Here is a 23,279-nt window from a genome sequence, read left to right on the forward strand (position 1 = left end):
TTCGGAGGAAAAATGAGTAATATCAGTTTAACAACACTTGGTGGTGTACGTGAAAACGGGAAAAATATGTATATCGCTGAAATCGATGGGTCTATTTTCGTTTTGGATGCAGGTCTGAAATATCCTGAAAATGAACAACTAGGGGTGGACGTCGTTATTCCAAACATGGACTACCTTTTTGAAAATAGCGACCGTATCGCTGGCGTTTTCTTGACCCATGGACATGCAGATGCCATTGGTGCTCTGCCTTATCTCTTGGCTGAAGCCAAGGTACCTGTATTTGGCTCTGAGTTGACCATTGAGTTGGCCAAACTCTTTGTCAAAGGAAATGATACGGTTAAGAAATTCAATGATTTTCATGTCATTAATGAGGATTCGGAGATTGATTTTGGAGGGACTGTGGTGTCCTTCTTCCGTACGACCCACTCTATCCCAGAAAGTCTGGGTGTTGTCTTGAAGACAGCTGAAGGTAGTATCGTTTATACAGGTGACTTCAAATTTGACCAGACAGCTAGTGAATCCTATGCGACAGACTTCGCTCGTTTGGCAGAAATCGGTCGTGACGGAGTTTTAGCTCTGCTCAGTGATTCAGCCAATGCGGATAGCAATATTCAGGTGGCTAGCGAAAGTGAAGTTGGGGATGAAATCACTCAAACTATTGCAGACTGGGATGGTCGTATCATCGTTGCGGCGGTAGCCAGCAACCTCTCTCGTATCCAGCAGGTATTTGACGCTGCGGATGCAACAGGTCGTCGTGTGGTCTTGACAGGATTTGATATTGAAAATATCGTCCGTACTGCTATTCGCCTTAAGAAATTGTCTCTTGCTAACGAGAGCCTTTTGATTAAGCCAAAAGATATGTCTCGTTTTGAAGACCATGAGTTGATTATCCTTGAGACGGGCCGTATGGGTGAGCCAATTAATGGTCTTCGTAAGATGTCGATTGGTCGCCACCGTTATGTGGAAATCAAGGACGGTGACCTAGTTTATATCGTAACGACTCCGTCTATCGCCAAGGAAGCAGTCATGGCGCGTGTGGAAAACATGATTTACCAAGCTGGTGGAGTTGTCAAACTGATCACTCAAAGCTTGCGTGTGTCAGGCCACGGCAATGCGCGTGATTTGCAGTTGATGATCAATCTCTTGCAACCTAAGTATCTCTTCCCAATTCAAGGGGAATACCGTGAGTTAGATGCTCATGCTAAGGCTGCGATGGCAGTAGGTATGTTGCCAGAACGTATTTTCATCCCTAAAAAGGGAACCAGCATGGCTTATGAGAATGGAGATTTTGTCCCAGCTGGAGCGGTTTCGGCAGGGGATGTCTTGATTGACGGGAATGCCATCGGTGATGTTGGCAATGTGGTTCTTCGTGACCGTAAGGTCTTGTCAGAGGACGGTATTTTCATCGTAGCAATTACCGTTAATCGTCGTGAGAAGAAAATTGTGGCCAAGGCTCGTGTTCATACGCGCGGATTTGTTTATCTCAAGAAGAGTCGCGATATTCTCCGTGAAAGTTCAGAATTGATTAACCAAACGGTAGAAGACTATCTTCAAGGCGATGACTTTGACTGGGCAGATCTCAAAGGGAAGGTTCGTGATAATCTGACCAAGTACCTCTTTGACCAAACCAAGCGTCGTCCAGCTATTTTACCAGTAGTTATGGAAGTAAAATAATCGTTGAAATAAACAGAGAGAAAGTCGAATTTCGGCTTTTTCTTATAGAAAAATAGAGGAAAAAATTATGGCAGTAATGAAAATCGAGTATTACTCACAAGTCTTGGATATGGAGTGGGGGGTGAATGTTCTTTACCCCGATGCCAATCGAGTGGAAGAACCAGAATGTAAAGATATCCCCGTCTTGTACCTCTTGCACGGGATGTCTGGTAATCATAATAGTTGGCTTAAGCGGACCAATGTGGAACGTTTGCTTCGCGAAACTAACCTTATCGTCGTCATGCCCAATACCAGCAACGGTTGGTACACCGATACCCAGTATGGTTTCGACTATTACACAGCTCTAGCAGAGGAATTGCCACAGGTCCTGAAACGCTTCTTCCCTAATATGACTAGTAAGCGTGAAAAGACCTTTATCGCTGGTCTCTCTATGGGGGGCTATGGCTGCTTTAAATTGGCTCTTGCTACAAATCGTTTCTCTCATGCAGCTAGTTTTTCAGGTGCCCTTAGCTTTCAAGATTTTTCTCCTGAAAGCCAAAATCTGGGAACACCGGCTTATTGGAGAGGAGTGTTTGGGGAGATAAAAGATTGGACAGCTAGTCCTTATTCTCTTGAAAGTTTGGCTAAAAAATCGGATAAAAAAACCAAGCTTTGGGCTTGGTGTGGCGAGCAGGATTTCTTGTACGAAGCCAATAATCTAGCAGTGAAAAATCTTAAAGGACTGGGCTTTGATGTGACCTATAGCCATAGCGCTGGAACTCATGAGTGGTACTATTGGGAAAAACAATTGGAACGGTTCTTAGCAACCCTACCGATTGATTTTAAATTAGAAGAGAGATTGTCATAATTTAGTTTTCTTTCAGCTTCTTTTAGTAAAATAGTCTTTATTTTCTAGAAAGGTGGAGGGACATGCGCTGGCTTTTTCGTTTGATAGGAGCTTTCTTTTCTTTTGTGTGGCGTTTGTTTTGGCGCCTGGTTTGGATTGTTTTTCTTTTATGCACTCTTGCTTTTGGATTTCTCTGGTATCTGAACGGGGATTTTCAAGGAGCGCTAAAGCAAGCAGAGCGGTCAGTAAAAATTGGTCAACAAAGTATCGACCAATGGGAAAGAACAGGGCAACTGCCTAAGTTGAACCAGACAGATAGCCACCAGCATTCTGAAGGAAGATGGCCACAGGCTTCTGCTCGTATTTACTTGGATCCCCAGATGGATTCACGCTTTCAAGAAGCTTATTTAGAAGCAATCCAGAATTGGAATCAAACTGGTGCTTTTAACTTTGAAATTGTGACTGAGTCCGGCAAAGCGGATATCTTGGCTACTGAGATGAATGACGGAAGCACTCCTGTGGCAGGAGAGGCGGAAAGTCAGACCAATCTCTTGACGGGGCAATTCTTGTCTGTAACGGTGCGCCTGAATCACTATTATCTGTCCAATCCAGACTATGGCTATTCCTATGAGCGCATTGTCCATACGGCAGAACATGAGTTGGGTCATGCGATTGGCTTGGACCATACAGATGAAAAGTCTGTCATGCAACCTGCAGGTTTCTTTTATGGTATTCAGGAAGAGGATGTTGAAAGACTTCGAAAATTATATGAGACCAATGAGTAGGGGACTATCTTTCCCTACTTTTTTGCTATAATGGAACTATGAATAACTTGATTAAATCAAAACTAGAGCTCCTGCCGAGCAGCCCTGGTTGCTACATTCACAAGGATAAAAATGGTACCATTATCTATGTAGGAAAGGCTAAAAATCTGCGTAATCGCGTGAGGTCTTATTTCCGTGGAAGTCATGATACTAAGACAGAGGCTCTGGTATCTGAAATTGTAGATTTTGAATTTATCGTTACGGAGTCCAATATTGAGGCACTTCTCCTAGAAATCAACCTGATTAAGGAAAACAAGCCCAAGTACAATATCATGCTCAAGGATGATAAGTCTTATCCTTTCATCAAAATCACCAATGAACGCTATCCTCGTTTGATTATCACCCGTCAGGTCAAAAAAGATGGAGGTCTTTATTTTGGTCCCTATCCAGATGTGGGGGCGGCTAATGAAATCAAGCGGCTACTGGATCGGATTTTTCCTTTTCGCAAGTGTACCAATCCTCCTTCTAAGGTTTGTTTTTATTACCATATAGGCCAATGTATGGCCCACACCATCTGTAAGAAGGATGAGGCCTATTTCAAGTCCATGGCTCAGGAGGTTTCTGATTTCCTAAAAGGGCAGGATGACAAAATCATCGATGACCTCAAGGGGAAAATGGCAGCGGCAGCTCAGACTATGGAATTTGAGCGTGCAGCGGAATACCGTGACCTAATTCAGGCCATTGGAACGCTTCGAACCAAGCAACGGGTCATGGCTAAGGATCTCCAAAATCGGGATGTCTTCGGTTACTATGTCGATAAGGGCTGGATGTGTGTTCAGGTTTTCTTTGTTCGTCAGGGCAAACTTATTGAGCGCGATGTCAATCTTTTTCCCTATTACAATGATCCGGATGAGGATTTTCTAACCTATGTGGGACAATTTTATCAAGAAAAATCCCACCTGGTGCCCAATGAGGTACTGATTCCGCAGGATATTGATGAAGAAGCCGTCAAGGCCTTGGTGGATACCAAGATTCTCAAACCCCAGCGTGGAGAGAAAAAACAGCTGGTCAATCTAGCTATAAAAAATGCCCGAGTCAGTCTGGAGCAGAAATTCAACCTGCTAGAGAAATCTGTCGAAAAGACCCAAGGGGCTATTGAAAATCTGGGACGCTTGCTCCAAATTCCCACCCCAATCCGCATTGAGTCCTTCGATAACTCCAACATCATGGGTACCAGTCCTGTTTCGGCTATGGTGGTCTTTGTCAATGGCAAACCGAGTAAAAAAGATTATCGTAAGTATAAAATCAAGACTGTCGTTGGGCCAGACGACTATGCCAGTATGAGAGAAGTCATTCGCAGACGTTATGGCCGAGTACAACGTGAGGCTTTGACTCCGCCAGATTTGATTGTCATTGATGGGGGGCAAGGTCAAGTCAATATTGCCAAGCAGGTCATTCAAGAGGAGCTGGGCTTGGATATTCCAATTGCAGGTTTGCAAAAGAATGATAAGCATCAAACCCATGAATTGCTCTTTGGAGATCCACTTGAGGTGGTGGAATTGTCTCGCAATTCTCAGGAATTTTTCCTTCTCCAACGCATCCAAGATGAGGTCCACCGCTTTGCCATCACCTTCCACCGCCAACTGCGCTCCAAAAATTCCTTTTCATCACAACTGGATGGAATTGAAGGATTGGGGCCTAAACGCAAGCAAAATCTTATGAAGCATTTTAAGTCTTTAACTAAAATCAAGGAAGCCAGTGTGGATGAAATTGTCGAAGTTGGGGTGCCAAGAGCGGTCGCAGAAGCAGTTCAGAGGAAGTTGAATCCGCAGGAAGCAGAAGCCTTACTTCAAGTGGCGGAAGAACAAGTAGATTACCAAACGGAAGGAAACCACAATGAAACATAAAATCGCAATTTTATCAGATATTCATGGGAATGTAACTGCACTAGAAGCAGTTATTGCAGATGCTAAAAATCAAGGAGTCAGTGAATACTGGCTTCTGGGAGATATTTTTCTTCCTGGTCCAGGTGCAAATGATCTGGTCGCTCTGCTGAAGGAACTTCCTATAACAGCAAGTGTTCGAGGCAATTGGGATGATTGTGTCCTTGAGGCCTTGGATGGCGAATATGGTTTGGAAGATCCGCAAGAAATCCAGTCAATGCGCATGACCCAGTTTTTGATGGAGCGAATGAATCCTGCAACGATTGTCTGGCTACGAAGCTTGCCTTTGCTGGAAAAGAAAGAAGTTGAGGGACTGCGTTTTTCTCTCTCACATAATTTACCTGACAAAAACTATGGTGGGGATCTACTGGTTGGGAATGATACAGAAAAATTTGACCAACTGCTAGATGAGGAAACGGACGTGGCAGTCTATGGTCATGTTCACAAGCAGTTGCTTCGTTACGGCAGTCAAGGGCAACAAATCATCAATCCAGGGTCGATTGGTATGCCCTATTTTAATTGGGAGGCGTTAAAAAATCACCGTGCCCAGTATGCCGTGATAGAAGTTGAAGATGGGGAATTGGTCAATATCCAATTTCGTAAAGTCGCTTATGCTTATGAAGCGGAGTTAGAACTGGCCAAGTCCAAGGGACTTCCCTTTATCGAAATGTATGAAGAACTACGAAGAGAAGACAACTATCAGGGGCACAATCTGGAACTATTAGCAAGCTTAATAGAAAAGCATGGGTATGTAGAAGATGTGAAGAATTTTTTTGATTTTTTGTAAGAGTTTCCTAAAATAACCAATGCAAACTAAAAAAGCGATTGGCTGGTCCAATCGCTTTTATATATCTTACTGTAATTGAGATTTATCTGGGAGATAAGAACCACCTAGATAAGTATTGCTAAGTTTTTCAAGTGTTCCGTCTTGATAGAGTTCTTTGAGCGCTTTATCAAATTTCTCTTTAAACTCTTTTTGGTCGCTTGAGAAAACGATATAGTTGTTGGGGCTATCGGCAGAAGGTAAATCAACGACTGAGAGGTCTAAGCCACGGTCCTTGATGATCTTTTGAACGGATACCTTGTCAAAGACTAGGAAATCAAATTCACCGTTAGAGAGGTCTAGGATTCGTTTACCGATATCCTCGCCAGAAAAATCGATAGTAGCGGGATTGTCAGTGTGTTTTTGATTCCAGTTATTGATGAATTGAGCGTTTGAAGTTCCAGTATCCTCTTGAGTTGTTTTGCCAGCGATTTGGTCAAGTGAAGTCAGAGGATTTTTCTTGTTGCTGACAAGGACGAGGGGATTGTTCGAAATTGGAAGTGAGTAAAGGTATTTTTCAGCACGCTCTTTTGTGTAACTCAAGTTATTGGCTGCAGCCTGATAGTGACCAGAATCAAGTCCTGGGAAGATGCTCTCCCAGGCAGTTCTTTGGAATTGAATCTCGTAGTCGCTGAGTTTTTCATCCACTGCTTTCAGAACTTCGATATCGAATCCTGTTAGATTGCCCTTATCTTCGTAGTCAAATGGCGGCACATCGCCAGCTGTAGCAATGACGATTGTCTTTTGGGAGTTAGTCTCTTTAGGTGTAGCTTGATTTCCACAGGCAACCAAAAATGGGAGGATGGCTAGTAATAGGCTAAATTTTTTCATAATGTCTCCATTCAAATGTAAGTTATCTGCTAGTTTATCAGAAACTGTCCTGATGAACCAATATATATTTTTTATGGCTGTGATAAAAAATCTTAATCATGAAAAATCCCTGCAAGCTCTTTCAAATTATGGTAGAATGGAAGCAGTAGAATTAGAAAAGGAAATCGATTATGAAATTTCTTGAATTAAATAAAAAACGTCATGCGACTAAGCATTTCACTGATAAGCCTGTTGATCCAAAAGATGTGCGTACGGCTATCGAAATTGCAACCTTGGCACCAAGTGCCCACAACAGCCAGCCATGGAAATTTGTGGTAGTACGTGAGAAAAATGCTGAACTAGCAAAATTGGCTTACGGTTCAAACTTTGAACAGGTATCATCAGCGCCTGTAACTATTGCCTTGTTTACAGACACAGATTTGGCTAAACGTGCCCGTAAGATTGCCCGAGTTGGTGGTGCTAATAATTTCTCAGAAGAACAACTTCAATACTTCATGAAAAATTTGCCAGCTGAGTTTGCCCGCTACAATGAACAACAGGTCAGTGACTACCTAGCTCTCAATGCAGGTTTGGTTGCCATGAATTTGGTTCTTGCATTGACAGATCAAGGAATTGGATCGAATTTGATCCTTGGGTTTGATAAATCAAAAGCCAACGAAGTTTTGGATATCGAAGACCGTTTCCGTCCAGAACTCTTGATTACAGTGGGTTACACAGATGAAAAATTGGAACCAAGCTACCGCTTGCCAGTAGATGAAATCATCGAGAAAAGATAGAAAGAAGAAAAAATGAAAGCAATTGATTTTACAGCAGAAGTAGAAAAACGCAAAGAAGACCTCTTGGCTGACTTGTTTAGCCTTTTGGAAATCAACTCAGAACGTGATGACAGCAAGGCGGATGCTGAACATCCATTTGGACCTGGTCCAGTAAAGGCCTTGGAAAAATTCCTTGAAATCGCAGACCGTGATGGCTACCCAACTAAGAATGTCGATAACTACGCAGGACATTTCGAGTTTGGAGAAGGAGAAGAAGTTCTTGGAATCTTTGCCCACATGGACGTGGTGCCAGCTGGTAGCGGTTGGGACACAGATCCTTACACACCAACTATCAAAGACGGTCGCCTTTATGCGCGTGGAGCTTCGGACGACAAGGGACCTACAACAGCTTGTTACTATGGTTTGAAAATCATCAAAGAATTGGGTCTTCCAACTTCTAAGAAAGTTCGCTTCATCGTTGGAACAGACGAAGAATCAGGCTGGGCAGACATGGACTACTACTTCGAGCACGTAGGACTTGCCAAGCCAGACTTTGGTTTCTCTCCAGACGCTGAATTCCCTATCATCAATGGTGAAAAAGGGAATATCACGGAATACCTCCACTTTGCAGGTGAAAATACAGGTGTTGCCCGTCTTCACAGCTTTACAGGTGGCTTACGTGAAAACATGGTACCTGAGTCAGCAACAGCAGTTGTTTCAGGTGACTTGGCTGACTTGCAGGCTAAACTAGATGCCTTTGTTGCAGAACATAAACTCAGAGGAGAAATCCAAGAAGAAGCTGGTCAATATAAGGTGACCATCATTGGTAAATCAGCCCATGGTGCCATGCCTGCTTCAGGTGTCAATGGTGCGACTTACCTTGCCCTCTTCCTCAGCCAGTTTAACTTTGCAGGACCTGCAAAAGACTACCTAGATATCGCTGGTAAGATTCTCTTGAACGACCATGAGGGTGAAAATCTCAAGATTGCTCATGTAGATGAAAAGATGGGTGCCCTTTCTATGAATGCCGGTGTCTTCCGCTTCGATGAAACAAGTGCTGACAATACGATTGCCCTTAATATCCGCTATCCAAAAGGAACAAGTCCAGAGCAGATCAAGTCAATCCTTGAAAACTTGCCAGTTGCTTCTGTTAGCCTTTCTGAACACGGTCACACGCCTCACTATGTGCCAATGGAAGATCCACTTGTGCAAACTTTGTTGAATGTCTATGAAAAACAAACAGGACTACAAGGTCATGAACAAGTCATCGGTGGTGGTACCTTCGGTCGCTTGCTGGAACGCGGAGTTGCCTACGGTGCCATGTTCCCAGACTCAATTGACACTATGCACCAAGCCAATGAATTTATCGCCTTAGACGATCTCTTCCGAGCAGCAGCAATCTATGCCGAAGCTATTTATGAATTGATCAAATAAAACGATAGAAGTCTGAGATTTTATGCTTGGACTTCTTTTTGGAGGGAAAATAGATGTCTCAAATCGAAAGAATCAAGCAGGCTATTATGGCAGATCCGCAGAATGCCAGCTATACAGAGCGCGGAATTGAGCCTCTCTTTGCGGCGCCAAAGACTGCTCGCATCAATATCATTGGTCAGGCACCAGGACTAAAAACTCAAGAGGCAGGCCTTTATTGGAAGGACAAGAGTGGTAACCGCTTGCGGGAGTGGCTAGGTGTGGATGAAGATACCTTTTACAATTCAGGTTATTTCGCAGTTCTGCCTATGGATTTCTACTTTCCAGGGCATGGCAAGTCGGGAGATCTGCCACCTCGTACCGGTTTTGCAGAAAAATGGCATCCACAACTCTTGCAAGAATTACCAGATATTCAGTTAACCCTCTTGATTGGGCAATATGCCCAAGCCTACTATTTACATGAGAAAGTTAGTGGCAAGGTGACAGAGAGAGTAAAACATTACCAGAACTACTTGCCAACCTATTTTCCACTGGTTCACCCCTCACCGCGAAATCAAATCTGGATGGCTAAAAATCCTTGGTTTGAGTCAGAAGTGGTGCCAGATTTGAAAAAAAGAATTAAAACTATTTTATAGTCAATGAAAATTAAAGAGCAAACTAGGAAGCTAGCCGCAGTCAGCTCAAAGCACAGCTTTGAGGTTGTGGATAGAACTGACGAAGTCAGCTCAAAGTACAGCTTTGAGGTTGCAGATAAAACTGACGAAGTCAGCTCAAAACACTGTTTTGAGGTTGTGGATAGAACTGACGAAGTCAGTAACCATACCTACGGTAAGGCGACGCTGACGTGGTTTGAAGAGATTTTCGAAGAGTATTAGGAGAAAAAGAATGAAAGAAATTACCTTTGACGCATTTTACCAGCTTTACCAAAACGACCAACTTTCTCTAGTGGATGTGAGAGAAGTGGATGAGTTTGAAGCTCTTCATTTAGAAGGCGCCCACAACCTACCACTTAGTCAATTGGCTGATACCTATAATCAGTTGGACAAGGACCAGTTACATTATGTTATTTGCAAATCTGGGATGAGATCGGCGCGTGCTTGTCAATTTCTAGCTGAACAAGGTTATGAAGTTATCAATGTTCAAGGTGGTATGACTGCCTTTGAAGAACTCTAAATATAAGAATTTTCTCCTACTTGGTTTTGTCTAGGTAGGAGAGTTTTATTTTTAGATAATTCATACTTTTTAGAATCTTAAAAACATTTAACATTTTACTTCGTGATGCTTTTTTCAGACTCCTAATCATGGTATACTAAGTCAGTATTTTATAAATATGAAGGAGATTTTCATGGCTAAAAAAGGTGCCCTAACAGGTTTGCTCCTGTTTGGAATATTTTTTGGTGCGGGGAACTTGATTTTTCCGCCTTCTCTAGGTGCTCTATCTGGAGAACATTTTCTTCCTGCCATTGCAGGTTTTGTCTTTTCAGGTGTCGGTATCGCCGTCTTGACTCTTATTATTGGAACGCTCAATCCTAAAGGATATATCTACGAGATTTCAACAAAGATAGCGCCTTGGTTTGCGACTCTTTACCTCTCAGTTCTTTACTTGTCAATTGGCCCATTCTTTGCCATCCCACGCACAGCTACAACAGCTTACGAAGTAGGGATTAGCCCCCTTCTGTCGGATGCGAATAAAGGTCTAGGTTTGATTGTCTTCACTCTTCTTTACTTTGCGGCAGCCTATTTGATTTCGCTTAATCCATCAAAAATTTTGGACCGTATCGGCCGTGTTTTAACACCAGTCTTTGCGATTTTGATTGTTATCTTGGTTGTTCTAGGAGCTATCAAATATGGTGGAACAAGTCCTCAAGCTGCGTCAGCTGCTTATCAAGCTTCTGCCTTTGGTACAGGTTTCCTTGAAGGTTACAATACCTTGGATGCTCTTGCTTCTGTTGCCTTTAGTGTAATCGCAGTTCAAACCTTGAAACAACTTGGATTTTCAAGTAAGAAAGAATACATTTCAACTATTTGGGTGGTTGGTATCGTTGTTGCCCTTGCCTTCAGCGCTCTTTACATCGGTTTAGGTTTCCTTGGAAATCATTTCCCAGTACCAGCTGAAGCGATGAAGGGTGGAACACCAGGTGTTTACATCTTGTCACAAGCGACTCAAGAAATCTTTGGCTCAACAGCTCAACTCTTCCTTGCAGCTATGGTTACTGTAACCTGCTTCACAACAACAGTTGGTCTAATTGTGTCAACAGCGGAGTTCTTTAACGGACGTTTCCCACAAATCAGCTACAAGGTTTATGCGACAGCCTTTACCTTGATTGGATTTGCTATTGCTAATTTGGGTCTTGGTGCGATTATCAAGTATTCAATCCCTGTACTGGTTATCTTGTACCCAATCACGATTGCCATTGTTATGATTGTCATTGTCAACAAATTTGTGGCTCTTTCAAAACCAGGTATGCAGTTGACAATTGCAGTCGTTACAGCTATTGCTATTGCAAGCGTACTAGGAAGCTCATTTAAGGTTGAGTTCCTTGCAAATCTTGTCAACGCTCTTCCTTTGGCTAAGGCATCTCTCCCATGGTTGGTGCCAGCTATTGTCGGAATCTTGCTCTCATTAGTTTTACCAAACAAGCAAGAAAGCGATGTTTTTGAAATGGAATAATTACTAATACTCTTCGAAAATCTCTTCAAACCGCGTCAACGTCGCCTTACCGTAGGTATATGTTACTGACTTCGTCAGTTCTATCTGCAACCTCAAAACAGTGTTTTGAGCTGACTTCGCCAGTTCTATCCACAACCTCAAAACAGTGTTTTGAGCAACCTGCGGCTAGTTTCCTAGTTTGCTCTTTGATTTTTATTGAGTATAAAATCACTTTTGTAGCTAAGTCTACAGGAGTGATTTTCTTTTTTTATCCGATGATAAATGTGTTATAATAGGTATCAAAAGAGGTGAAGAAATGAATCAAACAGTAGAATATATCAAAGAACTGACAGCCATTGCGTCGCCAACGGGCTTCACTCGTGAGATTGCGGACTATTTAGTAAAGACTCTAGAAGGCTTCGGTTACCAACCGATTCGCACAGCCAAGGGTGGTGTCAATGTGATCATTAAAGGTCAAAATGATGAGCAACACCGTTATGTGACTGCCCATGTGGATACGCTTGGTGCCATTGTCCGTGCTGTCAAACCAGACGGTCGTCTCAAATTGGACCGTATTGGTGGTTTTCCTTGGAACATGATTGAAGGAGAAAACTGTACCGTTCATGTGGCTAGTACAGGTGAAAAAGTATCAGGAACCATACTTATCCACCAAACTTCTTGCCATGTCTACAAGGATGCAGGTACTGCAGAACGTACCCAAGACAATATGGAGGTACGTTTGGATGCAAAAGTGACCAATGAAAAAGAAACTCGTGCTCTTGGGATTGAAGTCGGTGATTTTATCAGTTTTGACCCACGAACTGTCGTGACCGAGACAGGTTTTATCAAGTCTCGTCATTTGGATGATAAAGTCAGTGCAGCGATTTTGCTCAACCTGCTTCGTATTTATAAGGAAGAGAAGATTGAGTTGCCTGTAACAACCCATTTTGCTTTTTCAGTCTTCGAAGAAGTGGGACACGGTGCAAACTCTAATATCCCTGCTCAGGTAGTAGAATATCTGGCTGTGGATATGGGAGCCATGGGCGATGACCAGCAGACAGACGAATACACAGTGTCTATCTGTGTCAAGGATGCTTCAGGGCCTTATCACTATGACTTCCGTCAACATTTGGTCGCTTTGGCGAAAGCACAAGATATTCCATTTAAGCTAGATATCTATCCATTTTATGGTTCGGACGCTTCAGCAGCCATGTCTGCAGGGGCAGAGGTTAAACATGCCCTTCTTGGTGCTGGTATCGAGTCTAGCCATTCTTATGAGCGTACCCATATTGACTCGGTGGTTGCAACGGAGCGTATGGTTGATGCCTATCTTAAAAGCGCATTGGTAGACTAATATGTGCCTAATTTGTCAGAGAATTGAGCTCATCAAGAAGGGAGAAAATCCCTATTTTGTCAAAGAGTTAGAAACAGGCTATGTGGTCATTGGAGACCACCAGTATTTTGCAGGCTATAGTCTCTTTCTAGCCAAAGAACATGTCACGGAATTGCACCATTTGAAAAAGGAAACAAGACTCCGTTTTCTAGAGGAAATGAGTTTAGTCCAAGAGGCAGTTGCCAAGGCCTTTGCTGCTGAGAAAATGAATATTGAACTTTTAGGAAATGGCGATGCCCATCTCCACTGGCACCTTTTCCCTAGACGAAGAGGTGATATGAATGGTCACGGTCTCAAGGGATGTGGACCAGTCTGGTGGGTTCCCTTTGAAGAAATGACAGCAGAAACCTGCCAAACAAAACCGGATGAGATTAAAAGATTAGTCAAACGTTTATCATCAGAACTAGATAAACTATTAGAAATAAAGGAGTAAAGATGAAAAAAAGATACCTAGTCTTGACAGCCTTGCTAGCCTTGAGTCTAGCAGCTTGTTCACAAGAAAAAGCAAAAACTGAAGATGGAGTAGCTAAGACAGAACAAACAGCCAAAACTGATGAAACAGTCGGAAGTAAGTCTCAAGGAGTTGCCCAGAAAAAAGCAGAAGTGGTCAACAAAGGGGACTACTACAGTATACAAGGGAAATACGATGAAATCATCGTAGCCAATAAGCACTATCCTTTGTCAAAAGACTACAATCCAGGGGAAAACCCAACAGCCAAGGCAGAGTTGCTTAAACTCATCAAGGCCATGCAAGAGGCAGGATTCCCAATTAGTGACCATTATAGTGGTTTTAGAAGTTACGAAACTCAGACCAAACTCTATCAAGATTATGTCAATCAAGATGGGAAGGCTGCAGCTGACCGATACTCTGCCCGTCCTGGCTATAGCGAACACCAAACAGGTTTGGCCTTTGATGTGATTAGCACAAATGGAGAATTGGTGACAGAAGAAAAAGCAGCCCAATGGCTCTTGGACCACGCTGCTGATTATGGCTTTGTTGTTCGTTATCTCAAAGGTAAGGAAAAAGAAACAGGCTATATGGCTGAAGAATGGCACCTTCGTTATGTCGGAAAAGAAGCCAAAGAAATTGCTGAGAGTGGTCTTAGTTTAGAAGAATACTACGGCTTTGAAGGCGGAGATTACGTCGATTAAAAATAAACTTTTCTCTTGCAATTCTAGATAAATAGTGTATAATAGATGAGTATGTGTAAAGCATACTTGTGGGAGGTAAAAATCTTTAATTACCGCCAAAACCACAAAGGAGGATTTAAAAATGGCTAAAAAAGTCGAAAAACTTGTAAAATTGCAAATCCCTGCTGGTAAAGCTACACCAGCTCCACCGGTTGGACCTGCTCTTGGTCAAGCTGGTATCAACATCATGGGATTCACAAAAGAGTTCAACGCTCGTACAGCTGACCAAGCTGGTATGATCATTCCAGTTGTTATCTCAGTTTACGAAGATAAATCATTTACTTTCATCACTAAAACACCACCAGCTGCTGTTCTTTTGAAAAAAGCTGCAGGTGTTGAAAAAGGATCAGGTACACCTAACAAAACTAAAGTTGCTACAGTTACTCGTGCACAAGTACAAGAAATTGCAGAAACTAAGATGCCAGATTTGAACGCAGCAAACGTAGAGTCTGCAATGCGTATGATCGAAGGTACTGCTCGTTCTATGGGATTCACTGTTGTTGACTAATCAATAACACAGTAGAAAATCTCACAGCAGTCTATTAGTTACTTTTCGTACTAGGCAAGTGACTGATGCTTGTACTTGGGTACAGCAAGGGAACTTAAGGCCGTAGGAAAAGAGTCTAATAGACTGAAAACCCGCAAGACTTCATCATTTCGAGAAGTGACGTGGGAGATGAAAATCGATTGAACCACTTACAAGGAGAATAGAAAATGGCTAAAAAAAGCAAACAACTTCGTGCTGCTCTTGAGAAAATCGACAGCACAAAAGCATACAGCGTAGAAGAAGCTGTAGCTCTTGCAAAAGAAACTAACTTTGCAAAATTTGACGCAACTGTAGAAGTTGCTTACAACTTGAACATCGACGTTAAAAAAGCTGACCAACAAATCCGTGGAGCAATGGTATTGCCAAACGGTACTGGTAAAACTTCACGCGTTCTTGTTTTCGCACGTGGTGCAAAAGCTGAAGAAGCAAAAGCTGCTGGTGCAGACTTTGTTGGTGAAGATGACCTTGTTGCTAAAATCAACGACGGTTGGTTGGACTTCGACGTAGTTATCGCTACACCTGACATGATGGCTCTTGTTGGACGTCTTGGACGTGTCCTTGGACCACGTAACTTGATGCCAAACCCTAAAACTGGTACTGTAACAATGGATGTTGCTAAAGCAGTTGAAGAGTCTAAAGGTGGTAAAATCACTTACCGTGCTGACCGTGCAGGTAACGTTCAAGCAATCATCGGTAAAGTATCATTTGAAGCTGAAAAATTGGTTGAAAACTTCAAAGCTTTCAACGAAACAATCCAAAAAGCAAAACCAGCTACAGCTAAAGGAACTTACGTAACAAACTTGACTATCACAACTACTCAAGGTGTTGGTATCAAAGTTGACGTAAACTCACTTTAATCAGTAGTTTATATCAGAGAACGAGTACGAAAGTGCTCGTTTTTTGGGGTACGACGAGTATGTCGTTCATCTGAGCTGCAACTCCTCTTTGGGGACTATCTACTAGTGAACCTATATGAGTAAACTAGGTGAGCAATTGATACTCTTCAAAAATCTCTTCAAACCACGTCAGCGTCGGCTTGCTGTATATATGTTACTGACTTCGTCAGTTCTATCTACAAACTCAAAGCGTTGCTTTGAGCAACCTGCGCCTAGCTTTCTAGTTTGCTCTTTGATTTTTATTGAGTATGAATTCGGACTAGAGAGGTGACCAATAGATTTATGCTATAGTCATGGCAGCTTGTATACTTTTGATTCTAGTTCATCAAATAATAGATTAGAATTGTCAGATAATATCATTTTATGTTATAATGAAGAAAAAAACAGAGGTGTTCAAATGTCAGAAGCAGGTCATAAGTTTTTAGCAAAATTGGGGAAAAAACGCTTACGTCCAGGTGGAAAACGTGCTACAGATTGGTTAATTGCGGAAGGAGGATTTTCAAAAGAAAAGAGAATACTAGAGGTTGCGTGTAATAGGGGAACTACAGCAATTGAGTTGGCACAGCGTTTTGGTTGTAAGATAACTGCTGTTGATATGGATGGACAAGCTTTAGAAGTGGCTAAAAAATCTGCTGCAACGGCAGGTGTTGGTCATTTGATCAGGTTTGAAAGAGCAAATGCAATGAAACTTCCTTATGAAGATGCTAGTTTTGATATTGTTATAAATGAAGCTATGCTGACTATGCAAGCCGATCAAGCTAAGAAAAAATGTGTAATGGAATATCTAAGGGTTTTAAAACCTGAAGGTCTTCTCTTGACACATGATGTGCTTCTTAAGGAAGCTAAAGAGTCTGTCAGACAGGAATTGTCACAAGCAATTCATGTAAATGTAGGTCCTTTAACTCAAGATGGTTGGGAACAGGTGATGATAGAATCAGGTTATCGTGATGTGAAAGTATTGACTGGTGAAATGACATTAATGAAATTATCAGGTATGATTTATGACGAAGGTTGGCTAGGAACTTTGAAAATTTGTATAAATGCTTGTAAAAAGGAGAATAGAAAGCAGTTTTTAACGATGTATAAAATGTTTGATAAGAATAAAAAGAACTTGGGCTTTATTGCTATGGCTAGTCATAAAAGGTCAAATTCTTAGATAATCATTGAAGTTAACTTTTCCTTTTTTCTTTCTTAAAAAATATGCTATAATAGAGAGTAAAAAACTTTGAAAGAAAGAAAAAGATGAATTTAAAAGATTACATTGCAACAATTGAAAATTATCCAAAGGAAGGCATCACCTTCCGTGATATCAGTCCTTTGATGGCTGATGGAAATGCTTATAGCTACGCTGTTCGTGAAATCGTTCAGTATGCTACTGACAAGAAAATTGACATGGTTGTAGGGCCTGAGGCTCGTGGTTTTATCGTGGGTTGTCCAGTTGCCTTTGAGTTGGGAATTGGTTTTGCACCTGTTCGTAAACCAGGCAAATTGCCACGCGAAGTTATTTCTGCGGACTATGAAAAAGAGTACGGTGTTGATACCTTGACAATGCATGCAGATGCCATCAAGCCAGGTCAACGTGTTCTTATCGTAGATGATCTCTTGGCAACAGGTGGAACTGTTAAGGCAACCATCGAGATGATTGAAAAACTTGGTGGTGTTGTAGCAGGTTGTGCCTTCCTTGTTGAATTGGATGAATTGAACGGCCGTGAAAAAATCGGTGACTACGATTACAAAGTTCTTATGCATTATTAATCAAAAACAGTCCCTAGGGCTGTTTTCTCTACATTAGGATATAAATATAGACTATAGCTAGTTAGAGAAAAACTATAATTGAAAACTATATCTTCTTGCAGTATAATAAAAGGACTAAGTGTTTGAGATTTGGCTTCAAACATATGCAATTATTCCTGAAAGAGTACAGTTAGGAGAGGGTTATGCCGATTCGAATTGATAAAAAATTACCAGCTGTTGAGATTTTACGGACAGAGAATATCTTTGTCATGGATGATCAACGTGCGGCCCACCAAGATATCCGTCCCTTGAAGATTTTGATTTTAAATCTTATGCCACAGAAAATGGTGACAGAGACTCAGTTATTGCGCCATTTGGCCAATACACCCCTACAACTGGACATTGATTTTCTCTATATGGAGAGCCATCGTTCTAAAACAACTCGTTCAGAACACATGGAGACCTTCTATAAAACTTTTCCAGAAGTCAAGGATGAGTATTTTGATGGGATGATTATCACAGGGGCTCCAGTTGAGCATTTACCATTTGAGGAAGTGGACTATTGGGAGGAATTCAGTCAGGTTCTTGAGTGGTCTAAGAACCATGTCTATTCGACGCTTCATATCTGTTGGGGTGCTCAGGCTGGACTCTATCTGCGTTATGGAGTGGAAAAATACCAGATGGACAGTAAGTTATCGGGTATCTATCCTCAGGATACCTTAAAGGAAGGTCATCTTCTCTTTAGAGGCTTTGACGATAGCTATGTATCCCCTCATTCACGTCACACGGAGATTTCTAAGGAAGAGGTCTTAAACAAAACCAATCTCGAGATTTTATCAGAAGGGCCTCAGGTTGGGGTTTCGATTTTGGCTAGTCGTGATTTACGAGAAATTTATAGTTTTGGGCATTTGGAATATGACCGTGATACCTTGGCAAAAGAGTATTTTAGGGATCGTGACGCAGGTTTAGACCCACATATTCCAGAAAATTACTTTAAGGATGATGATGTTAATCAGACTCCTTGTCTTTGTTGGTCTTCATCGGCAGCCCTCTTTTTCAGTAACTGGGTAAACTATGCGGTCTATCAGGAGACGCCTTTTGACTGGAGAAAGATAGAAGATGATGCATCTGCATTTGGGTATTTATAAGAGGAATTATGACATATTTAGACGCTTTTAAATCAGGGAACTTGGTTTTACCGAGTGCCCTGCTCTTGCATTTTAAGGAACTCTTTCCTTCTAGCGATGATTTTCTGGTCTGGCAATTTTTCTATTTGCAAAATACGACAGGCTTAGAAGAAATGTCACCAAGTCAGATTGCTGATAGGATTGGCAAGGAAATTTCAGATGTCAATCAAGCCATTTCCAATCTGACGGAGAGGGGACTCCTTCAGTATCGTACTATCGAATTGAATGGCGAAATTGAATTGCTTTTTGATGCTAGTCTAGCCTTGGAACGTTTGGATGACTTGCTTGGAGTTGCTCATTCAAGTTCAGACCAGTTGACACCTCAAAATCAGCTTAAGGATTTGGTGGAAACCTTCCAGCAGGAATTAGGACGCTTGTTGACGCCTTTTGAGATTGAGGATTTGACCAAGACCCTTAAGGAAGATGGAACCAGTGCTGACTTGATTAAGGAAGCTCTTCGTGAAGCTGTTTTGAATGGAAAAGCAAACTGGAAGTACATTCAGGCCATTTTGAGAAATTGGCGCCATGAAGGAATCAAGAGTGTGGCTCAAATCGAGGCCAAGCGGGCAGAGAGAGAAGCAAGCAATCCTCAGTTGACACAGGTATCTGCAGATTTCAGAAATGCTATGGATCTCTGGAAGGATTAATCCATGTCAGCAGGCTTGAAATCCGAGTAAGATTTGCAAGCTGTGTCTAATTGTGATAAAATAAATAGAAAATAAATTGAAAAAAGAGGTATGTGAAATGTCACGTAAACCATTTATCGCTGGTAACTGGAAAATGAACAAAAATCCAGAAGAAGCTAAAGCATTCGTTGAAGCTGTTGCATCAAAACTTCCTTCATCAGATCTTGTTGAAGCAGGTATCGCAGCTCCAGCTCTTGATTTGACAGCTGTTCTTGCTGCTGCTAAAGGTTCAAACCTTAAAGTTGCTGCTCAAAACTGCTACTTTGAAAATGCAGGTGCTTTCACTGGTGAAACTAGCCCACAAGTTTTGAAAGAAATCGGTACTGACTATGTTGTTATCGGTCACTCAGAACGCCGTGACTACTTCCATGAAACTGACGAAGATATCAACAAAAAAGCAAAAGCAATCTTTGCAAACGGTATGCTTCCAATCATCTGTTGTGGTGAGTCACTTGAAACTTACGAAGCTGGTAAAGCAGCTGAATTTGTAGGTGCTCAAGTATCTGCTGCTTTGGCTGGTTTGACAGCTGAACAAGTTGCTGCATCAGTTATCGCTTACGAACCAATCTGGGCTATCGGTACTGGTAAATCAGCTTCACAAGACGACGCACAAAAAATGTGTAAAGTTGTTCGTGACGTTGTAGCTGCTGACTTTGGTCAAGAAGTTGCAGACAAAGTTCGTGTTCAATACGGTGGTTCTGTTAAACCTGAAAACGTTGCTTCATACATGGCTTGCCCAGACGTTGACGGTGCCCTTGTAGGTGGTGCGTCACTTGAAGCAGAAAGCTTCTTGGCTTTGCTTGACTTTGTAAAATAATCAGTAGCAAAAGCTAGGTGGAACAGCATTCAGATGTCTGTTCCATTTTTTATAGGAGAGGAAAGATTGAAAACAAAGATTGGAAAAATTGGATTAGCAAGTATCTGTTTACTCGGCTTGGCAATTAATCATGTCGCTGCAAATGAAACCGAAGCTTCAAAAACTTCGCAGGATACAAGGACAGTTTCAAGTAGTTCAGAGCAAAATCAGTCTTCTAATAAAACTCAAACGAGCGAAGGAGTAAAGACCAATGCTTCTGCACACTGGGATGGGGACTATTATGTAAAGGCTGATGGTTCCAAAGCTAAGAGTGAGTGGATTTTTGATAACTACTATAAGGCTTGGTTTTATATTAAGTCAGACGGACGTTATGCTCAAAATGAATGGCAGGGCAATTACTACCTAAAATCAGGTGGTTATATGGCCAAAAATGAATGGGTTTATGATAATGCCTATAAGAATTGGTTTTACCTGAAATCCGATGGTTCTTATGCTAACCAGGAATGGTACGCTGTTGGAGGTAAATGGTACTATTTTAAGAAGTGGGGCTATATGGCTAAAAGTCAATGGCAGGGAAATTATTTCTTGAATGGTCAAGGTGCCATGATGCAAAATGAATGGCTTTATGATCCAGCCTATTCGTCTTACTTCTATCTCAAGTCTGATGGCTCTTATGCAAATCAAGAGTGGCAAAAGGTAGACGGCAAGTGGTATTATTTCAAGAAGTGGGGTTACATGGCCAAAGATGAGTGGCAGGGTAACTACTATTTGACAGGAAGTGGTGCTATGGCTACTGGTGAATTAGTCATGAATGATGCTCGCTATATTTTTTCTGACTCAGGTGAGTTAAAAGAAAAGAAAGACTTGAATGTTGGCTGGGTTCACCGAAATGGCAGACGTTATTTCTTTAACCATCGTGAAGAACAAGTTGGGACTGATCAAGTTAAAAAGGTCATCGATGTCAGTGAGCACAATGGTCGTATCAGTGATTGGAAAAAAGTCATCGATGATAATGGAGTAGATGGAGTCATTGTTCGTTTGGGCTATAGTGGAACTGAGGACAAGGAATTGGCTCATAATATTAAGGAGTTAAACCGTCTTGGAATTCCTTACGGTGTTTACCTTTATACTTATGCTGAAAATGAGACCGATGCTGAGAATGATGCTAATCAAACTATTGAACTCTTGAAAAAATACAAGATGAACTTGTCTTACCCTATCTATTATGATGTTGAGAACTGGGAATATGTTAATAAGAGCAAGAGAGCTCCAAGTGATACTGGAATCTGGGTTAAGATCATCAATAAGTATATGGCAACAATGAGGCAGGCTGGTTATCAAAATGTGAAAGTTTATAGCTATCGTCAACTTTTGCAAACTCGTTTGAATCATCCAGATATTTTACAACATGTCAACTGGGTTGCAGCCTATACGGATGCGCTTGATTGGAGTAATCCTCACTATTCAGGTGAAAAAGGATGGCAATATACTTCATCTGAATACTTAAAAGGAATTCGTGGTCGTGTAGACGTCAGCGTTTGGTATTAAGATATAAAATTGAGAAAGGAGTATGCAAGAAATTTGCATCCTCTTTTTCTTTACTTTACTGAAGCAAAGGGATATGAAATTTAATCAAAAAATCTCTAAATAATTCTTAAATTATCAGTCTATTGCAACTTTTCTCATGTGAGTCTTTTGGCTTGCTATTGGTTTTTTTTAGTAGTATACTAAGGTAGTAATCATTAAGCAGTGGTTACAAAAAATAATGAATGAGGTAAAAACAATGGTAGAATTGAAAAAAGAAGCAGTAAAAGACGTAACATCATTAACAAAAGCAGCACCAGTAGCATTGGCAAAAACAAAGGAAGTCTTGAACCAAGCTGTTGCTGATTTGTACGTAGCCCACGTTGCTTTGCATCAAGTACACTGGTACATGCGTGGTCGTGGTTTCCTTGTATGGCATCCAAAAATGGATGAGTACATGGATGCTCTTGATGGTCAATTGGATGAAATCAGCGAACGTTTGATTACACTTGGTGGAAGCCCATTCTCTACATTGACAGAGTTCCTTCAAAACAGTGAAATCGAAGAAGAAGCTGGTGAATACCGAAATGTTGAAGAAAGCTTGGAACGTGTTCTTGTTATCTACCGTTACTTGTCAGAACTTTTCCAAAAAGGTTTGGATGTTACTGATGAAGAAGGTGACGATGTGACGAACGGTATCTTTGCAGATGCTAAAACTGAAACAGATAAAACAATCTGGATGCTTGCAGCAGAACTTGGACAAGCACCTGGTTTGTAAGAAATAAGGTAACATAGATAAATCTGTAGGAAATTTCTTACAGATTTTTTCTATTTTGTAAGCTATTCCAAACCAGTCTTTTTTTGAGTTTTTTGATAAAATAGTACTATCAGTGAAAAGGATGGAAGCATGACTAAGAAAATCGTAGCTATTTGGGCCCAGGATGAAGATGGTGTGATTGGTAAGGACAATCGTCTGCCTTGGCATTTACCAGCAGAATTGCAACACTTTAAAGAAACAACTCTTAATCATGCTATCTTGATGGGGCGTGTGACCTTTGATGGAATGGGACGTCGTCTGCTTCCAAAACGGGAGACCTTGATTTTGACACGTAATTCGGAAGAAAAGCTAGACGGAGTTGCTACTTTTCATGATGTCCAGTCTGTCTTGGACTGGTATCATGCTCAAGACAAGAATCTCTATATTATTGGTGGGAAGCAAATTTTTCAGGCTTTTGAACCCTACCTTGATGAAGTGATTGTGACTCACATTCATGCTCGGGTGGAAGGAGATACCTATTTTCCTGAGGAGTTTGACTTGTCTATTTTTGAAATAGTTTCAAGCAAATTTTACGCCAAAGATGAGAAAAATCCTTATGATTTTACCATCCAATACCGCAAGAGAAAGGAAGTCTAATGGAACGTAGTATATTTGGTTTTTTCACAGCCATGCTGTGTTTGGTCTGCTTGCTTGCAGGGGCACAGGCTTTTCGTAAAAAGCGCTATGGACTTTCTGTCCTGCTCTGGTTAAATGCCTTTACCAATTTGGTCAATAGTATCCATGCTTTTTACATGACCTTATTTTAGATAGAATGACAGTATAAAAGAAT

At 41.4% G+C, this 23,279-nt stretch carries 25 protein-coding genes; 24 read left to right on the plus strand and 1 reads right to left on the minus strand.

What is annotated here, in order from left to right:
* Positions 1-12 precede the first annotated feature (12 nt).
* From RYL77_RS00775 to RYL77_RS00795, 5 genes are all read left to right on the plus strand, one after another.
* The gene (locus RYL77_RS00775; protein WP_315009115.1) at positions 13-1,674 is read left to right on the plus strand and encodes a ribonuclease J; all 1,662 of its coding nucleotides are present in this window, start codon (positions 13-15) and stop codon (positions 1,672-1,674) included.
* A gap of 67 nt (positions 1,675-1,741) precedes the next feature.
* A complete protein-coding gene (locus RYL77_RS00780) occupies positions 1,742-2,521 on the plus strand; it encodes an alpha/beta hydrolase family protein (protein ID WP_315009117.1) in 780 nt (259 codons plus the stop codon).
* A 62-nt stretch (positions 2,522-2,583) separates the two neighbouring features.
* Positions 2,584-3,285, plus strand: coding sequence for a M57 family metalloprotease (locus RYL77_RS00785; RefSeq protein WP_315009119.1), 702 nt, complete (start codon positions 2,584-2,586; stop codon positions 3,283-3,285).
* A 38-nt stretch (positions 3,286-3,323) separates the two neighbouring features.
* Positions 3,324-5,171, plus strand: coding sequence for an excinuclease ABC subunit UvrC (uvrC, locus tag RYL77_RS00790; protein ID WP_315009121.1), 1,848 nt, complete (start codon positions 3,324-3,326; stop codon positions 5,169-5,171).
* Positions 5,161-5,994, plus strand: a complete 834-nt coding sequence (locus RYL77_RS00795; RefSeq protein ID WP_315009123.1) for a metallophosphoesterase family protein — start codon at positions 5,161-5,163, stop codon at positions 5,992-5,994. The genes uvrC and RYL77_RS00795 overlap by 11 nt, the downstream gene beginning before the upstream one ends.
* Before the next feature lie 66 nt (positions 5,995-6,060).
* Here the strand turns inward: RYL77_RS00795 and RYL77_RS00800 are convergent, their stop codons facing one another.
* A complete protein-coding gene (locus RYL77_RS00800) occupies positions 6,061-6,861 on the minus strand; it encodes an amino acid ABC transporter substrate-binding protein (protein ID WP_315009125.1) in 801 nt (266 codons plus the stop codon).
* A 170-nt stretch (positions 6,862-7,031) separates the two neighbouring features.
* Here RYL77_RS00800 and RYL77_RS00805 point away from each other — a divergent pair, with 170 nt between their 5' ends.
* The 19 genes from RYL77_RS00805 (at position 7,032) to RYL77_RS00895 (ending at position 23,256) form a co-directional block, all read left to right on the plus strand.
* Entirely contained in the window at positions 7,032-7,637 is a 606-nt protein-coding gene (locus RYL77_RS00805; RefSeq protein ID WP_042901373.1) for a nitroreductase family protein, read from the plus strand.
* A gap of 12 nt (positions 7,638-7,649) precedes the next feature.
* A complete protein-coding gene (pepV, locus tag RYL77_RS00810; RefSeq protein ID WP_315009128.1) occupies positions 7,650-9,050 on the plus strand; it encodes a dipeptidase PepV in 1,401 nt (466 codons plus the stop codon).
* Positions 9,051-9,103: 53 nt separating this feature from the next.
* Positions 9,104-9,682: a uracil-DNA glycosylase family protein gene (locus RYL77_RS00815; RefSeq protein WP_315009129.1), complete on the plus strand. Its 579-nt coding sequence runs from the start codon at positions 9,104-9,106 to the stop codon at positions 9,680-9,682.
* A 250-nt stretch (positions 9,683-9,932) separates the two neighbouring features.
* Positions 9,933-10,220 (plus strand): rhodanese-like domain-containing protein, encoded by a 288-nt coding sequence (locus RYL77_RS00820; RefSeq protein ID WP_315009131.1) that lies wholly within the window; start codon positions 9,933-9,935, stop codon positions 10,218-10,220.
* 172 nt (positions 10,221-10,392) lie between these two features.
* Positions 10,393-11,718: a branched-chain amino acid transport system II carrier protein gene (gene brnQ, locus RYL77_RS00825; RefSeq protein ID WP_315009133.1), complete on the plus strand. Its 1,326-nt coding sequence runs from the start codon at positions 10,393-10,395 to the stop codon at positions 11,716-11,718.
* A gap of 295 nt (positions 11,719-12,013) precedes the next feature.
* A complete protein-coding gene (locus tag RYL77_RS00830; RefSeq protein ID WP_315009135.1) occupies positions 12,014-13,051 on the plus strand; it encodes a M42 family metallopeptidase in 1,038 nt (345 codons plus the stop codon).
* 1 nt (position 13,052) lies between these two features.
* A complete protein-coding gene (locus RYL77_RS00835; RefSeq protein WP_315009137.1) occupies positions 13,053-13,523 on the plus strand; it encodes an HIT family protein in 471 nt (156 codons plus the stop codon).
* A 2-nt stretch (positions 13,524-13,525) separates the two neighbouring features.
* Positions 13,526-14,242 carry an LD-carboxypeptidase LdcB/DacB gene (gene ldcB, locus RYL77_RS00840; RefSeq protein ID WP_315009139.1) on the plus strand — a complete coding sequence of 239 codons (717 nt, stop codon included), beginning with the start codon at positions 13,526-13,528 and terminating at the stop codon, positions 14,240-14,242.
* Positions 14,243-14,363: 121 nt separating this feature from the next.
* Positions 14,364-14,789, plus strand: coding sequence for a 50S ribosomal protein L11 (gene rplK, locus RYL77_RS00845; RefSeq protein WP_001085807.1), 426 nt, complete (start codon positions 14,364-14,366; stop codon positions 14,787-14,789).
* Between the two features lie 206 nt (positions 14,790-14,995).
* Positions 14,996-15,685 (plus strand): 50S ribosomal protein L1, encoded by a 690-nt coding sequence (gene rplA / locus RYL77_RS00850; protein WP_001085675.1) that lies wholly within the window; start codon positions 14,996-14,998, stop codon positions 15,683-15,685.
* A gap of 436 nt (positions 15,686-16,121) precedes the next feature.
* Entirely contained in the window at positions 16,122-16,880 is a 759-nt protein-coding gene (locus RYL77_RS00855) for a class I SAM-dependent methyltransferase (protein WP_315009142.1), read from the plus strand.
* An 86-nt stretch (positions 16,881-16,966) separates the two neighbouring features.
* A complete protein-coding gene (locus RYL77_RS00860) occupies positions 16,967-17,479 on the plus strand; it encodes an adenine phosphoribosyltransferase (RefSeq protein WP_001049320.1) in 513 nt (170 codons plus the stop codon).
* Positions 17,480-17,661: 182 nt separating this feature from the next.
* Positions 17,662-18,606 (plus strand): homoserine O-succinyltransferase, encoded by a 945-nt coding sequence (gene metA, locus RYL77_RS00865; RefSeq protein WP_315009144.1) that lies wholly within the window; start codon positions 17,662-17,664, stop codon positions 18,604-18,606.
* A gap of 8 nt (positions 18,607-18,614) precedes the next feature.
* Positions 18,615-19,292 (plus strand): DnaD domain-containing protein, encoded by a 678-nt coding sequence (locus RYL77_RS00870; protein ID WP_315009146.1) that lies wholly within the window; start codon positions 18,615-18,617, stop codon positions 19,290-19,292.
* 97 nt (positions 19,293-19,389) lie between these two features.
* A complete protein-coding gene (gene tpiA, locus RYL77_RS00875; protein ID WP_000087891.1) occupies positions 19,390-20,148 on the plus strand; it encodes a triose-phosphate isomerase in 759 nt (252 codons plus the stop codon).
* A gap of 33 nt (positions 20,149-20,181) precedes the next feature.
* Entirely contained in the window at positions 20,182-21,696 is a 1,515-nt protein-coding gene (gene lytC / locus RYL77_RS00880; protein WP_315009148.1) for a choline binding-anchored murein hydrolase LytC, read from the plus strand.
* Between the two features lie 235 nt (positions 21,697-21,931).
* Positions 21,932-22,450 (plus strand): DNA starvation/stationary phase protection protein, encoded by a 519-nt coding sequence (locus tag RYL77_RS00885; protein ID WP_042901358.1) that lies wholly within the window; start codon positions 21,932-21,934, stop codon positions 22,448-22,450.
* Positions 22,451-22,579: 129 nt separating this feature from the next.
* Complete coding sequence (locus RYL77_RS00890) at positions 22,580-23,086, plus strand: dihydrofolate reductase (RefSeq protein ID WP_315009150.1); 507 nt, start codon at positions 22,580-22,582, stop codon at positions 23,084-23,086.
* Positions 23,086-23,256, plus strand: coding sequence for a hypothetical protein (locus tag RYL77_RS00895; protein ID WP_000442260.1), 171 nt, complete (start codon positions 23,086-23,088; stop codon positions 23,254-23,256). The genes RYL77_RS00890 and RYL77_RS00895 overlap by 1 nt, the downstream gene beginning before the upstream one ends.
* Positions 23,257-23,279 lie beyond the last annotated feature (23 nt).

This window comes from uncultured Streptococcus sp., assembly GCF_963516515.1.
Classification (GTDB): domain Bacteria; phylum Bacillota; class Bacilli; order Lactobacillales; family Streptococcaceae; genus Streptococcus.